13 protein-coding genes are annotated in these 13,876 nt (G+C 50.4%); 1 reads left to right on the top strand and 12 read right to left on the bottom strand.

Going from position 1 to position 13,876, the window contains the following annotated elements; all coding sequences use genetic code 11:
- The first annotated feature begins 16 nt into the window (after positions 1–16).
- Positions 17–460, top strand: coding sequence for an RrF2 family transcriptional regulator (locus QU667_RS05380; RefSeq protein WP_304988281.1), 444 nt, complete (start codon positions 17–19; stop codon positions 458–460).
- On the opposite strand, the gene QU667_RS05375 is transcribed toward QU667_RS05380, so the two are convergent.
- From QU667_RS05375 to QU667_RS05320, 12 genes are all read right to left on the bottom strand, one after another.
- Positions 461–1,750, bottom strand: a complete 1,290-nt coding sequence (locus tag QU667_RS05375) for a DUF445 domain-containing protein (protein ID WP_304988280.1) — start codon at positions 1,748–1,750, stop codon at positions 461–463. It lies immediately after the preceding gene.
- Positions 1,747–2,976, bottom strand: a complete 1,230-nt coding sequence (locus QU667_RS05370) for a DUF445 domain-containing protein (RefSeq protein ID WP_304988279.1) — start codon at positions 2,974–2,976, stop codon at positions 1,747–1,749. The genes QU667_RS05375 and QU667_RS05370 overlap by 4 nt, the downstream gene beginning before the upstream one ends.
- A gap of 10 nt (positions 2,977–2,986) precedes the next feature.
- Positions 2,987–3,871 (bottom strand): UTP--glucose-1-phosphate uridylyltransferase GalU, encoded by an 885-nt coding sequence (gene galU, locus QU667_RS05365; protein WP_304988278.1) that lies wholly within the window; start codon positions 3,869–3,871, stop codon positions 2,987–2,989.
- Between the two features lie 86 nt (positions 3,872–3,957).
- The gene (locus QU667_RS05360; RefSeq protein WP_304988277.1) at positions 3,958–5,022 is read right to left on the bottom strand and encodes a tartrate dehydrogenase; all 1,065 of its coding nucleotides are present in this window, start codon (positions 5,020–5,022) and stop codon (positions 3,958–3,960) included.
- A 29-nt stretch (positions 5,023–5,051) separates the two neighbouring features.
- Positions 5,052–6,233, bottom strand: a complete 1,182-nt coding sequence (locus tag QU667_RS05355; RefSeq protein WP_304988276.1) for a hypothetical protein — start codon at positions 6,231–6,233, stop codon at positions 5,052–5,054.
- A gap of 42 nt (positions 6,234–6,275) precedes the next feature.
- Entirely contained in the window at positions 6,276–6,926 is a 651-nt protein-coding gene (locus tag QU667_RS05350; RefSeq protein WP_304988275.1) for a hypothetical protein, read from the bottom strand.
- On the bottom strand, positions 6,923–7,417 hold the full coding sequence (locus QU667_RS05345) for a CinA family protein (RefSeq protein ID WP_304988274.1): 495 nt from the start codon (positions 7,415–7,417) through the stop codon (positions 6,923–6,925). The genes QU667_RS05350 and QU667_RS05345 overlap by 4 nt, the downstream gene beginning before the upstream one ends.
- Positions 7,417–8,745, bottom strand: coding sequence for a 30S ribosomal protein S12 methylthiotransferase RimO (gene rimO / locus QU667_RS05340; protein WP_304988273.1), 1,329 nt, complete (start codon positions 8,743–8,745; stop codon positions 7,417–7,419). Before rimO ends, QU667_RS05345 begins: the two co-directional genes overlap by 1 nt.
- 30 nt (positions 8,746–8,775) lie before the next feature.
- On the bottom strand, positions 8,776–9,825 hold the full coding sequence (locus QU667_RS05335) for an ABC transporter substrate-binding protein (protein ID WP_304988272.1): 1,050 nt from the start codon (positions 9,823–9,825) through the stop codon (positions 8,776–8,778).
- A gap of 147 nt (positions 9,826–9,972) precedes the next feature.
- Positions 9,973–10,914 carry a transketolase family protein gene (locus QU667_RS05330; RefSeq protein ID WP_304988271.1) on the bottom strand — a complete coding sequence of 314 codons (942 nt, stop codon included), beginning with the start codon at positions 10,912–10,914 and terminating at the stop codon, positions 9,973–9,975.
- A 2-nt stretch (positions 10,915–10,916) separates the two neighbouring features.
- Positions 10,917–11,768, bottom strand: coding sequence for a transketolase (locus QU667_RS05325; protein ID WP_304988270.1), 852 nt, complete (start codon positions 11,766–11,768; stop codon positions 10,917–10,919).
- Positions 11,769–11,927: 159 nt separating this feature from the next.
- Complete coding sequence (locus QU667_RS05320; RefSeq protein WP_304988269.1) at positions 11,928–13,631, bottom strand: ribonuclease J; 1,704 nt, start codon at positions 13,629–13,631, stop codon at positions 11,928–11,930.
- Positions 13,632–13,876 lie beyond the last annotated feature (245 nt).

The raw sequence follows: 13,876 nt of genomic DNA, 5'->3' as shown, positions 1-13,876 counted from the left end.
GAAAGAGGATGAGTCAATGAAGATCTCAGCAAAGGGGCGCTATGGCATTGCCGCAATGGTCTATCTCGCACGCAGTTATGATGCCTTCTCCCCCATTACGATCATCAGCATATCGGAACACCTTGGCATCTCAAAGATCTATCTTGAGCAGGTTTTCTCCCTGCTCAAGCGCAGCAAACTGGTAAACTCCATCAAAGGATCTCAGGGTGGCTATCAGCTTGCCCGTCATCCACACGAAATTAGTGCCTATGACATTCTTTCCTCCATTGAGATTTCCCTTATCGAAAAAACGGGACCGGTTTCTGAAAAAATGGTTCAGCTCAATCATATTCTTTCCCGTGAGGTCTTTGAAGCACTTGACAAGAGTATTTATGAGGTTCTGAATGCCATTACACTGGAAGATCTTCTCACGGCGCTGAACCATGAGGAGAGCAGTGAAAATTTGATGTACTTTATTTGATTAGGAAAGCAGTTTCATTGAGATAAAGAGCAGAAAACCGATACACCCACCAACAAGTGAACCATTCACGCGAATCCACAGCAGATCCTCCTCCACCTTGTCATAGATGAGACGGTTGAGTTCTTCGTCGGTAAGGCGTGAGAGGACGTTTCCGACAATAACTCCAACAAGTGTTTGAGCATGAAGAGCCGAGCGCGCCAAAAGGTCATAGAGCACCTTGGTAATAATCTTCTGCAGCTCAGGACGTTCCTCAACCAATCGCAGCATGTGTCGATACTCAACATGAAGGATTGTCTGCAAGTGCGTGTAAAAGGCAGGCATGTGTTCTTCGATTGGATCAACAGCACGTTTGAGATCCATTTGAAAGTGTGTTCGTACTCCTTGAAAGAGACGTGCAAGAGTTTCATCAATGGGCAGTTCATACGCCAACCGTTCCTGTAGTTCACGTGCAAGGCGTAGGATTTCCTCATCTTGACGCAGATCCAACAGACATCCATGTAAAAGTGTGATCGCATTTTCCTGCAAGGGAGAATGCTCTCTTCCAAGTTCATTCAAAACATGGCAGGTATGTCGCTGGATCAGTTCTGCTCCCTCATCCAGATTGACGGTATTGGTCACCTCAAGAAGGCGTGACAGGAATCCGTCGCCGATCTTTTCGCGTTCGAGCTCCGCAAGTGCTTCACGAATGGACTGCCGTGTTTCTTCCGCAGCGACTTCCTGAGCAAGAAGATTGGATATACGCATGAGCGCTTTCTGATCCCATCCACTTGCGCTTAACAGTCCCTCAAGACGATGCATAAGCTCGGAAGGATCTTCACGCAATAGTAAATTTTTGAGACGCGCCGACAGATAGTCAATTGCCTTCCTATTTTTTTTTCGCAGGAATGTCGCACGAATAAAGTGAAGAACCGTTCCCGTCATTTGAGTTTCTGTGTATTCTTTATGCAAAAATTCCTGAAGCATCGGGATCAAATGGATCTTCTCGATATGACGAAAGATTTTCCGCCGCGAAAAAAATTCTTTCTGGACCATGACCGTGATCGCGTGTATAAAGCTGTCTCGTCGGCGCGGCAAAATCGCCGTGTGATAGGGGAAGCCAAGGGGCTTTCGAAAGAGTGCCGTAACGGCGAACCAGTCCGCTACACCACCGACCAGAGCAGCCTCACTGACCATGAGCATACCGTCCGTCCAGAGCATGGATGGAAAATGTAAATGCAAAACCAGTGAAAATGTAAAAAAAAGACCTGATGCAAAAAGTGCTGCGTCCGCTTTGTCCCATGCTCGGATCATAGCCCCCACATCCTTTCTGCAAATGTCACGAAAAGGAACAGTGCCATGCCGACAAAAGCACCAACAATCGCTCCATTCACACGAATCATCTGCAAATCGGTCTGTACCTTTCCCTCTACAAAAGCAATGAGTTCATCATCTGTCTTTTGGTTCAGATAATCCCGCACAAAGTCCGCTATCAGCCCGTGATGTTTGTCCACTTCCGCAGCGGCAAGTTCCTTTAACCAGCGATCCGCTCGATTCTTCCATGCGTCCGAATGCACAAATACATCGATCTTTTCATTCAGAAGTTCCTTGACATAGGGAATCCAAAATGGGTGACTGCCCTTTATTCGATACTCAATAAAGTCCACAAGAATATTTTCTGTCCCGATGTGCTCGATCACATGGTTTTTATAGCGATGGAGTGCCTCGTACAAATTGGGGTCAGAACGCAGTGTCATTACAAAGGAAACAAGTGCGCGGACACCGTCTTGATGTCGCCTGTCATCATGTGACATTGCCGCTTGCAGAATATCCTCCAAACGCCCGGTCAGCCATTCCGCAATCATCTCATCATCAAAGAAAGACAGGACAAATGATCGAATGACTCCATCGCCCTCATATTCCGTGCGTATGGATGCGATGTTTTCACGCAGCAGCTGTTGAAACACCTGCGTGCGGATCAGTTGAAGTCCCATGCGGATCAACATATTAAAAATACGATCCGCATGGGGTTCTTCGGTCAATACGTTCAAAAGTTCGGCAAAACTGTCCTCCAACGGAAGTGTATGCAGTGCCTGAATAATATAAGGGGTCAGCTCCTTGGAAATACTCCGGCTGTCCACATCTGAAGCCACATGACGGAGAATATCCACAGATGCCTCAATCAGACGCTCACGACCGCCGCGATATTCCAAATACTCTACAATAAGAGCACCGATCTTCTCCCGCTCGATGACATCCATGATGTTCTTTTTGCTGAGTAAATCATCTGCGGAAAATCGGACAAGAGACTCCATGATACGCGCACGATTGCGACGAAGAATATCCGTCCGATGCGATATGCCGAGCGGACGTCCAAAGATCGCCTTCACCGCAAACCAGTCTGCAAGTCCACCGATGGTTGCAGCCAAAAAACCATGATGAACCATGTCCAAAATGAGAGAAGATCCCAGTCCTGCAGTCCCGATGCTGCCACATACACTGACAACCAGCGCCAGATTTGCCTGATTTTCTTTTCGCAAACCAATCGCCTCACAATGTTTTTACAAGGGTTCTTAAATATTTTTGGAACGCTGCTCCGAGATCACTGCGGCGAAGTGCAAATTCAACGGTTGCTTTCAAAAACCCAAGCTTATCGCCCAAATCATATCGTTTGCCCTCAAAGTTATAGGCATAGACGTTCTCACGCTGTGCCAAAACCTTGAGTGCATCGGTGAGTTGAATCTCCCCTCCCTTGCCAGGTTTTGTGTCAGACAAAATGGCAAAGATCTCCGGGCTGATAATATAGCGTCCGAGTACAGCCATGCGGCTTGGTGCCTCCTCAAGAGACGGTTTCTCCACCATATCAAAAACACGCATCAGACGCATGTTTTCCGTCGCATCGCCTGCAACAATACCATACGATAAAACTTGTTCATCCGACACTACCTGACAGCCGAGGATAGAGCCCCCCCTCTCTTCGTAGATATCGATCAGCTGACGCAGTGCAGATTTCTCAGGATGATAGACGACATCATCCCCCAACAGTACAGCAAACGGCTCATTGCCGACAAAACTACGTGCACAGAGGATCGCGTCCCCCAAGCCGCGCATATATTTTTGACGGACATAGTGGACATTGACATCCGTAGTCTTACGCAGGACATCGAGGAGATCCTTTTTCCCTTTTCGCTCAAGTTCGTGTTCGAGCGCAGGTGCCGAGTCAAAATGGTCTTCGATGGCACGCTTGCCATGACCACTGATGATAAGGATGTCCTCAATACCGCTTGCAAGAGCCTCTTCCACAATGTACTGAATGGTTGGTTTGTCCACAATCGGAAGCATTTCCTTCGGGGTTGCCTTGGTTGCAGGGAGAAAACGCGTTCCATATCCTGCTGCAGGAATGACCGCCTTTCGTATATGCCGAAATTCATTCATCTTAGATACTCCGTCCATGATGTAAATAGAGCGCAAGGCTGAGCCTCGCGCTTTTCTATTGCTTGTTTGTGGAAGCACTGATAAATTCAGCGTTCCAAAATCTCAAGAATTGCATCTCCAATTTCCGATGTCCCGGCACGTCCGCCGAGATCCGGAGTCAATGTCCTGCGCTCCACAAGCAGGGTTTCAATTGCAGAGAGAATGCGATCCGCCCATTCATGCTCACCTAAAAAGTCGAGCATCTGACTAATCGACCAGATCGAGGCAAGCGGATTGGCAATCCCCTGCCCCGCAATATCCGGAGCACTCCCATGAATCGGCTCGAACATCGACGGAAATTTCCGTTCAGGATTGAGGTTCGCACCTGCAGCAAGCCCCATACCACCCGCAATCGCCGCACCGAGGTCGGTCAGTATATCGCCGAACAGATTGCTCGTCACAACGATCTCGAAACGTTTCGGATCTTTGACAAAGAACATACTTGCCGCATCAACGAGGAGACTGTGCGTCTCCACGTCTGGGTACTCCTTCCCAATCTCCGCGAAAATCTCATCCCAAAACACCATGGAGTAACGCAGAGCATTTCCTTTGGAGATCGATGTGAGTGAGCGTTTCTCCCTCCGCGCAAGCTCATAAGCATAGCGAATGACACGTTCACAACCATGCCGCGAAAAAACACCTGTCTGCAGAGCCAGCTCACGCTCCGTCCCCGCATAGAGATGCGCACCGACATTCGCGTATTCGCCCTCGCTGTTCTCACGCACGACAATCATATTTATATCGTCCGTTGATACATCTGCGAGGGGGCATGGAGCCCCCTTTAGGAGACGCACGGGACGCAGATTGATGTACTCATCGAACCCTCGGCGAATTTGCAGCAGAAGGCCGCCAAGGGAAACATGATCGGGAACGCCGGGATATCCAACTGCACCGAGATAAACGGCATCGAAATTCTTCAGCGTATCCAGCCCATCAGCCGGCATCATCTCGCCCGTTTTCAAGTAGTATTCGCATCCCCATGGGAAATCTTCAAATGAAATGGAGAATCCCCCGTCTATCTTGGCAATTCCGCTAAACACCTTTTTCCCCTCGGCAATAACCTCGGGTCCAATGCCGTCCCCTGCAATCACAGCAATATTGAAATGCTTCATAGTTCTCCCCCGTATCCTATGCGCAGTGGTTAGAACGCCTCCGCAATTGTCTTGATAAGAAGTGCCTGCTGCTGGCGTGGAAGCCCGCTCTGATGAAGGGCACGACCAAAGCCGATGAGAAAATCGATCTTTTTCATTCGTGTCAATGTTGTATTCTCACGCAGCACCTTCGCAATGGCACGCATTCCCGCAACACTTGGATCACGCTGCAGCTGCACCTCCATGGCAAGCTGACCCGCAAGAATATGCCGCCGCACCTCGTCCGAAAGACCCATAACATCTTCTTCGGTGCTCTGTGGTCTCGGGCGAGATGTTATATCCGGAACACCGTTGGGTCGCACAGAATGCTCTGCCGCCGGAATCCGATCCGACACAGGTTCAGCAATCTGGTGCGATGTCACTGCACTATCAAGTGCAGCAAAATGCTCCGGCGGCTTCGGTGCTGCTCCATTTTCAGCTGGATGTGTCAATGAAAACGTCGCAGGGGGCAACTGTGGAATACGTGGACGTGATGGACGTTTCTCCAAATACTCCGATGATGTATTCGGCTGAACCACATGCGCAGGTACAGACGGCATTGATACAGGCTGTGGACGCTCCACCGCAGAAGGAATTGTATTCATACCATCAGACACAGCGGATTCCCGGACGAAAACCTGTTGTTCCGGTGCTGCAGAAGGTGTATTCGTATCATCCGCTGTTGCGGAAGCATATGCCTCTGATGCCGGCTTCTTCTGCGGCGCTGGTGGTTGGGGACGATTCATATTCACATCTCCGACCAGTTCCTGTACAGGACGCCCCTCCTTTGCCGCCAACTTTTCCTCGCGTTTGACATCCTCTGCCGTAATTATAACGGGTTTTGCCTTTTGTACAGAGAGGCTGAATGACGGGTCGGCATTGCGTGCAGCAAGACGTGCATCAACACTCTCCCAACGAAGGCGTGCCGGTCTTGTTTTCTTTGCAGGAACGGGAGCCGGTGCAGTTTGAACCGTTGCGGGAGATTTCTTCCTTGCCGATATGGAGGCTTCATAGCGATCCTCAACAGCATTTTCTTCCATCGCAGGCTTATGCGGAGGGTTTGTGACCAATCGGTTTGCATGAAAGAGCTCCTGTGAATCCACCGTTCCCTGTGTCGCAGCAAGTCCTGTACTCGAAGAAAGCGTAACAAGCACTGCAGCAGTGAGGACTGTTTTCTTTGATGATACCTTCATTGATCTATCTCCTTCAATGTTTCACGTAATGAAAACAACTGCTCACAGCGATGATTGCATAGTCCGTGCACCCTCCAAAAGAGCAGACACAGACGCAGCACGCAGATCCGGATTATCGATAAGCTCCAGTCCATAGCGTTCACCATTTTTCCCACGGAAAAACAGAACCGCCATCTGTGTATCTGCCGTTGCCGTGGCGTCCGTTACGCCGTCACCATCCTCATCAATTTCGACTTCCTTTGCCGTTGTAGCAAAGATCGCCTTGTTATCCTCTGAAAGATTTATGAGCATGATGCCCTCATATCCGTTACTGCCCATAATTTTTTTTAAAAGTTCTGCCGCCTCATCAGGGTCAATGGCATTGAGATCCGGAAGTGCCTCCTCGGGAAAAGCATGGACAAGGACAACCCAAGCATATTTAATATGGTATCCTTCGTTTTCAAAAATCAGAACCTCACCCTCGCGATTTTCAAAAAGTGCACTGGCAGGGATGACACCAACGGGCGTTCTAGGGCACATAATCTGATAGCCATACGTCGCACTCTTATAATTATAGGAAAGTTCAGCAGAAGCAATATTGTCTACGGCGGTCTCCTGCCCCGTATCTGCAAACACCTCCGCATTTGTGTACGACACACCGGACAAAAGTACCGCCGCGCTGATGGCGGCAACGAGCTTTCGAGATTTCTTCATCGTGAGGAACTCCTTATCACATCTCGTATCATAGCAAGCGCTTTTTCAACTGCAGCGCATTTATTCTCAATTCGTGTCCCGAAAAAAATATTTTTTTTGACAAGCGTTTGCACTGAATTTGCCGCCGCAATATAGACCAATCCGACAGGTTTCTCCGCTGAGCCGCCATCCGGTCCCGCAATTCCGGTGATGCTGATGCCAATATCCGTACCCATGAGTCTGCGCACACCTTCTGCCATTTCACGTGCAGTTTCCTCCGAAACCGCGCCATATGCGGCAAGGGTCTCCTCTGACACATGCAGAACACGCATTTTTACATCGTTGGAATAGGAAACGACACTACCGATAACATAGGAAGAACTTCCGGGGACATCCGTCAGCGTACTCGTTAGAAGTCCCCCCGTACAGGATTCTGCACAGGAAATCGTAAGGTTTGCTGCATAGAGTTCCTTCCCCGTCTCCATCGCACTAGATTCATATGCATTATCCATCATTTTACCCTTTCACCAACGATGTCATAGGTAAATCCTTGGAGAAGGCGGACACGAACGATCTCACCGACATAACTCTCTGTATCGCCTTCGAGATAGATCTGCCCATCGACTTCCGGTGCCTCACGATAAGAACGCCCAACAGCAATCGATTGCTGCTCTGTATCACGACCCTCGATCAGCACGTCTGTTTCATGCCCTTCCAATCCGATATTGATCTCCTCGGAGATCTTGCTCTGGAGGCTCATTAAATCGTGATAGCGCTCCTGCATGACCTCCTCGGAAACCTTCTTCGGCATCGCTGCTGCAGGCGTATCCTCCTCCTCGGAATAGGTAAAAATTCCAACTTTATCAAAACGTTGTTTTTCCACAAAGGCGCGAAGTGTCTGGTAATGTGTATCCGTTTCACCGGGAAACCCAACAATAAATGTTGATCGAATCGCTACTCCCGGGATACGTTCACGCAGCTTTTGAATCAGCTTCTCTACAGACTCGCGCGTATCAGGGCGGTTCATCGAACGCAGAACCGCATTGTGTGCGTGCTGAAGCGGAAGATCAACGTATTTAACGACCTTTGGCTCGGTCGCAAACACGTCAATAAGCTCATCCGTAAAGTATTTCGGATAACTGTAGAGAACACGAATCCATGCGAGCTTTTCGATCTTCGCCAACTCCCGAAGAAGTGCAGGAAGCATCGGCTTCTTGTAGCGATCCAGCCCATAGTTTGCACTGTCCTGGGCAATCAGGACGATCTCACGTACACCGCTCTCTGCCAGATCCCGCGCCTCGGTCACAATGTCCTCAATCGCACGGCTGCGGAAGCTGCCGCGAATCAGCGGAATCGCGCAGAACGCACAGCGATGATCACATCCTTCAGCAATTTTGACATAGGCGGTATAGTTTGGGGTCGTACGCAGACGCGGGGTCTTGGCATCATAGATGGTCTCATCCTTGCCCGCAATCAAGAGGCGCCGCCCTTTCAGCGTCTCTTGAATGACCTCCATGATACGGCTCCATGCCCCTGTACCGATAATGGCATTTGCCTCAGGAATTTCGTCAAGAAGCTGCTGCCCATAGCGCTGACCAAGGCAGCCTGCCACAATAAGACTGCGGCAGCGTCCCGTTTCCTTATAGTCCGCCATACCAAGAACCGTAGTAATGGACTCTTCCTTTGCAGACTGGATGAATGCGCAGGTGTTGACAATCAGAATATCCGCCTCTGCCGGCTCATTGGTGATCTCAATGCCATGCTCCTGCATAATTCCGAGCATAACCTCTGTATCCACGAGATTCTTCGCACAACCGAGACTGATAAAACCTGCTTTCACTGATAAACTCTCCTCCGGCTTTCGTTCTTCTCACTCTTCGTAGAACCGCACTTCTTTGATCCAACGATCCATGAGGATCTCCTTTTCCTCCTTGCTGAAGTACGGTCTGCTCTTAAAAATGCTGATGTTCTTCCCCGCAAACATCTGATAGGACAATGTCGTCGGATTCGTTGTCAGCAAATAGAAGCGATGTTGTGCAAGAGCCAACTGTGCCTCATCTGTGAGCAGCCAGTCGGTAAAATCCTCGGCTGTATGTACATCACGTTCCGGCGCATAAAAAACGATCCCCGATCCATAGATAACCGCAGATGTCCCATCCATGGGATAAAGAATACGGATTGGGTACTCATCATGGACATAACGCAATGTTTCACTAAGTACAGCGACTGAGAGATCCACTTCCCCCATACCTGCTTGTCGTACAGGCGTATGCAGATATTTGGAATACTGTATGATTTTCGGCTGAATCCTGCGCCAAATTTCAAATGCACGCTGATCTCCATACTCGGCGATCATGCTGTAGAGCAAATTCGATGAGGCATCCGCTGCCATGAAATCTGTCGTTCCGATACGAATGTCACGCTGCTGAGCAAGCATCTGCCATGAGTTCGGCAGATCGATATGCGTACGCAAATAGTCCTGATTGACGGCAAAGACAACAGGATCGTACCATACACCCGTCCAATAGCGATGGGGGTGACGAAACGAATCCACGATCTGGTCGTTTTTTTCCGAAATGTAGGGAACGAGATACCCCGCAGCAGCAGCGCGATCCAATGTTTCACGATCCGCCAGAATAAGAGCTGCCTTTCCAGCAGTTTCCTCATGCACATCTTCATCGAGACGCTTTAGAATCTGCTCAGGGGACAGTTGGATAAAATTGACACGGATATGATACTCTTTTTCATACTCCTCGGAGAGTACTGCCGCAATCTCCGCAGGAAAGGTTGTGTATGCTGTAATTTCGTGCATAGGATGGCGCTGTATCGTACGAGTGCCTGATGAGAGATAGGCAGACCCTGCAGCGATTATAATTACAAGAAGAGCTGTCATCATGGTGAACAGCGTATACCGCTTCATGAAAATCCTCTTTCACCAATTTATTCTATATCTTCTCCATTATAAACAATTCGCGAAAAATCCACAAGCCATTTTATCCATCCCTCCCAAGCGTACGTTCCTATGGAAAAGACGCTCCTACGCATGTAGAAGCGTCTCCCTCGTCCATTACTTCCCAACAATTGCTTTCGTCTTTTCAACAATATGCTCTGCCGTCAAACCAAACTGTTTGAGCAGCGCCGCCGCAGGACCAGAGTGTCCAAACTCATCGCGGACACCAATACGGTGGACGGGAACGGGTGCGTATTCAGCGACAACGCCGGCGACTGCCTCGCCAAGTCCTCCGAGAATATTGTGCTCCTCGACGGTCACAATTCTGCCGCACTCCTTTGCCGCACGAATAACAAGTTCCTCATCGAGCGGTTTAATCGTCGCCATATTGATGATACGCGCCTTGATCCCCTCAGCAGCAAGGCAGTTCCCCGCCTCGATTGCCTCCGGGACGAGAATCCCCGTAGCAATGATGGCAACATCCGTCCCATCCTGCAGGATTTCGCCCTTGCCGATCTCGAACGTGAATGCCTCATCGTGATACACAGGCGTTGCAGCACGCCCAAAACGGATATATACGGGGCCTTCCATCTCGTATGCGGCGTGCACCATCTTGCGCGCCTCAACATCATCCGAGGGACACATGACCGTCATGCCCGGGATCGTACGCATGAGACCGAAGTCCTCGCAGCACTGATGCGATGCACCGTCTTCACCGACGGAGATGCCGCCGTGGGTCGCACAGATCTTGACGTTGAGATGCGGATACCCGATCGTGTTACGCACCTGCTCATAGGCACGTCCCGCTGCAAACATAGCAAAAGTAGAGACAAACGGAACAAGCCCCATTGTCGAGAGCCCGGCACCGACACCAACCATATTGCACTCGGCAATGCCGCAGTTAAAATGGCGGTCGGGGAACGCCTTCTTGAACGTCCCGCTCTTCGTGGCACCTGCAAGATCGGCATCGAGCACAACGACGTTCTTGTGCGTTTTCCCCAGTTCTACCAGTGCGTTTCCGTAGCTGTCGCGCGTTGCAATTTTCTTTACGTCTGCCATGCTCATGCCTCCTCAATCGTCTTACGAATCGCAGCAAGTTCCGAAAGCCCCTGCGCGAGTTCGTCATCATTGGGTGCCTTGCCATGCCAGCCCGCGTTGTTTTCCATAAAGGAGATATTCTTGCCCTTGACCGTCTTCATCAGAATCACGGTCGGCTTTCCCGTGCCCTTGTTCGCATGGAATGTCTTGAACGCGCCTTCGAGTGCCGCGAAGTCATGTCCGTCAATCGAGATGACAGCACAGCCAAATGCCTCGAATTTCTTATCAATCGGCGCTGTGTTCATGACATCTGCCGTAGCGCCGTCGATCTGAAGTCCGTTTACGTCCACCGTAATGCAGAGATTGTCGAGTTTATAATGTGCGGCAAACATCGTTGCCTCCCACACCTGCCCCTCGGCAAGCTCACCATCACCGAGGAGAGTATAGACGTTGATGTCCTTCCCGAGATACTTTGCCCCCTTTGCCATCCCTGCCGCCGTCGAAATCCCCTGCCCGAGCGAGCCCGTGGACATATCGACACCCGGCGTGAGGTTCATATTCGGGTGCCCCTGGAGGCGAGAGCCAATATGACGCAGTGTCAGGAGTTCATCCACAGGGAAAAATCCACGATTCGCAAGCGTAGCATAGAGACCGGGTGCCACGTGCCCCTTCGAGAGAACGAAACGATCACGGTTCGGATCTTGTGGATTCTTTGGATCAACCCGGATCTCCTTATTGTAGAGATAGGTAAAGTACTCCGTCGATGAAAGTGAGCCGCCCGGATGACCGCTCTTTGCGGCATGTGTGCCGCGCAAAATCCCCTCACGCACCTTTACCGCGAAAAGGCGGAGCTCTTTCTGTTCAGCTGCTGTCATAAAATTCCTCCTCGCCCCAATCAATACATCATTATACTCAACACATTCTACCTCTTTTTCTGATTGCCTGCAAGATACACAAGGTCACATTTTTTTCGAACTGTTTACAAATAGAAAAGTCGCCCGCGAAGGGGCGACTGTGAAGGCATTGCGCTGCGTTCAGACTTCCATAATAATGGGCAGGATCATCGGGCGGCGACGCGTCTTGTCAAAGAGATAGCGGCTGAGTGCGTCGCGCACATTCGACTTGATCGCCGACCATTCGCGCACGTTCTCCTCCTCGCAGCGGTCAAGTGCCTGCTGGACGCGTGCCCGTGCCTCGTCCATGAGAGCCTCGGACTCACGCACATAGACAAAGCCGCGTGAAACAATGTCGGGTCCGGAGACCACACGATTGTTCTGCCGATCCATCGTCACGACAATGATAAGGATACCGTCTTGCGAAAGCTGTCGACGATCACGCAGGACGATGTTGCCCACATCGCCGACACCAAGACCATCGACCATGACCATCCCGGACTGCACACGTCCGACGACCTGCCCCTTCTCCTTCGTAAACTCAAGGATCTGTCCGTTCTCGCTAATGAAAATATTTTCCTTCGGCATACCGAGCTCGCGTGCAAGGCTTGCGTGCTGCACGAGATGATGGTACTCGCCGTGAACAGGCATAAAGAACTTCGGTCGCACGAGGTTATGCATGAGTTTGAGTTCCTCGCGGCTGCCGTGCCCCGAAACATGAATGCCCTTGTCGCGCCCATAGATAACGTTTGCACCGAGTTTCATGAGATTGTCCACGGTCTTTGAGACCAGCTTCTCATTACCCGGAATCGGTGTTGCCGAGATAATGACCGTATCGCCGGGCACAATCGTGATCTTGCGATGATCCGATGCCGCCATGCGTGAGAGCGCAGACATGGGCTCGCCCTGACTTCCCGTTGTTACGATAACAATCTGTTCAGGACGAAAGTTATTGACCTCATCAATACCGATGATCGTTCCTTCGGGCGCACTCAGATAGCCGAGATCCAACGAGATTCCAACCACATTTTCCATACTGCGCCCGAGAACGGCGACACGCCGCTTGTACTTCACAGCCGTATCAATAACCTGCTGTATACGGTGCACATTCGAGGAAAACGTTGCAACAATGATACGCCCACGTACGTTGTGGAACGACTTGTCAAATGCCGCCCCAACCGTGCGCTCACTCGCCGTATGCCCTTCGCGCTCCGCATTCGTGCTGTCCGCGAGGAGAAGCAGAACGCCCTTGTTGCCAAGCTCCGAGAAGCGGCGAAAATCCGTCATCTGCCCATCGACCGGCGTATAGTCGAGCTTGAAATCGCCTGTATGGACGATCATGCCCACCGGTGTTTTGATCGAAAGTCCGACCGCATCGGGGATTGAGTGATTCACGCGGATAAAGCCGACACTGAAGCAGCCGATATTGATGATGTCCCCTGCCATCACAGAGTGCAGATTGCTCGAATCCACACCGTTCTCCTTGAGCCGCCCTTCAAGAATCCCGAGCGTCAATCGCGTCCCATAGACAGGTACAGGGATCTGCTTCATGACGTATGGCAGTGCTCCGATATGATCCTCGTGTCCGTGCGTGAGAACGATTGCTTTGACCTTGTCCTTGTTTTCGATCAAATAAGTAATATCCGGGATAACAAGATCGATGCCGAGCATATCCTCCTCCGGGAACATAAGCCCGGAGTCCACAACGAGAATCTCATCATCCACACGGATGGCAGTCATGTTCTTTCCGATCTCGCCCAAACCGCCAAGCGGTATGACCTGTACTTTCTGCACATTTTTCCCATGATTGCCATTACGATTTAACGACAAAAAACACACCTCCATAGCATATGGGACATCTTCATCGTGTCCCTTTGCTCAATCATTGCTCATCCATTCGATCATGAAATCAGAATTCATCCACACGAAAATACAGCGACCAGAGGACGATCTCCTCCATTGTCGCCATACGGGAAAACGCCGTTTTCGTCCGCGTTGCTGTGAAAAACACGACCGCACAGCACATACGAAAACTGCAAGAAAAATGATCCGATCCATTCACTTAGGGGTTATTTTACCATTCTGACACA

Source organism: Selenomonas dianae (genome assembly GCF_030644225.1).
GTDB lineage: Bacteria > Bacillota > Negativicutes > Selenomonadales > Selenomonadaceae > Centipeda > Centipeda dianae.
The sequence above is the reverse complement of the archived record's forward strand: the minus strand, read 5'-3'. Positions and strand labels throughout refer to the sequence as shown.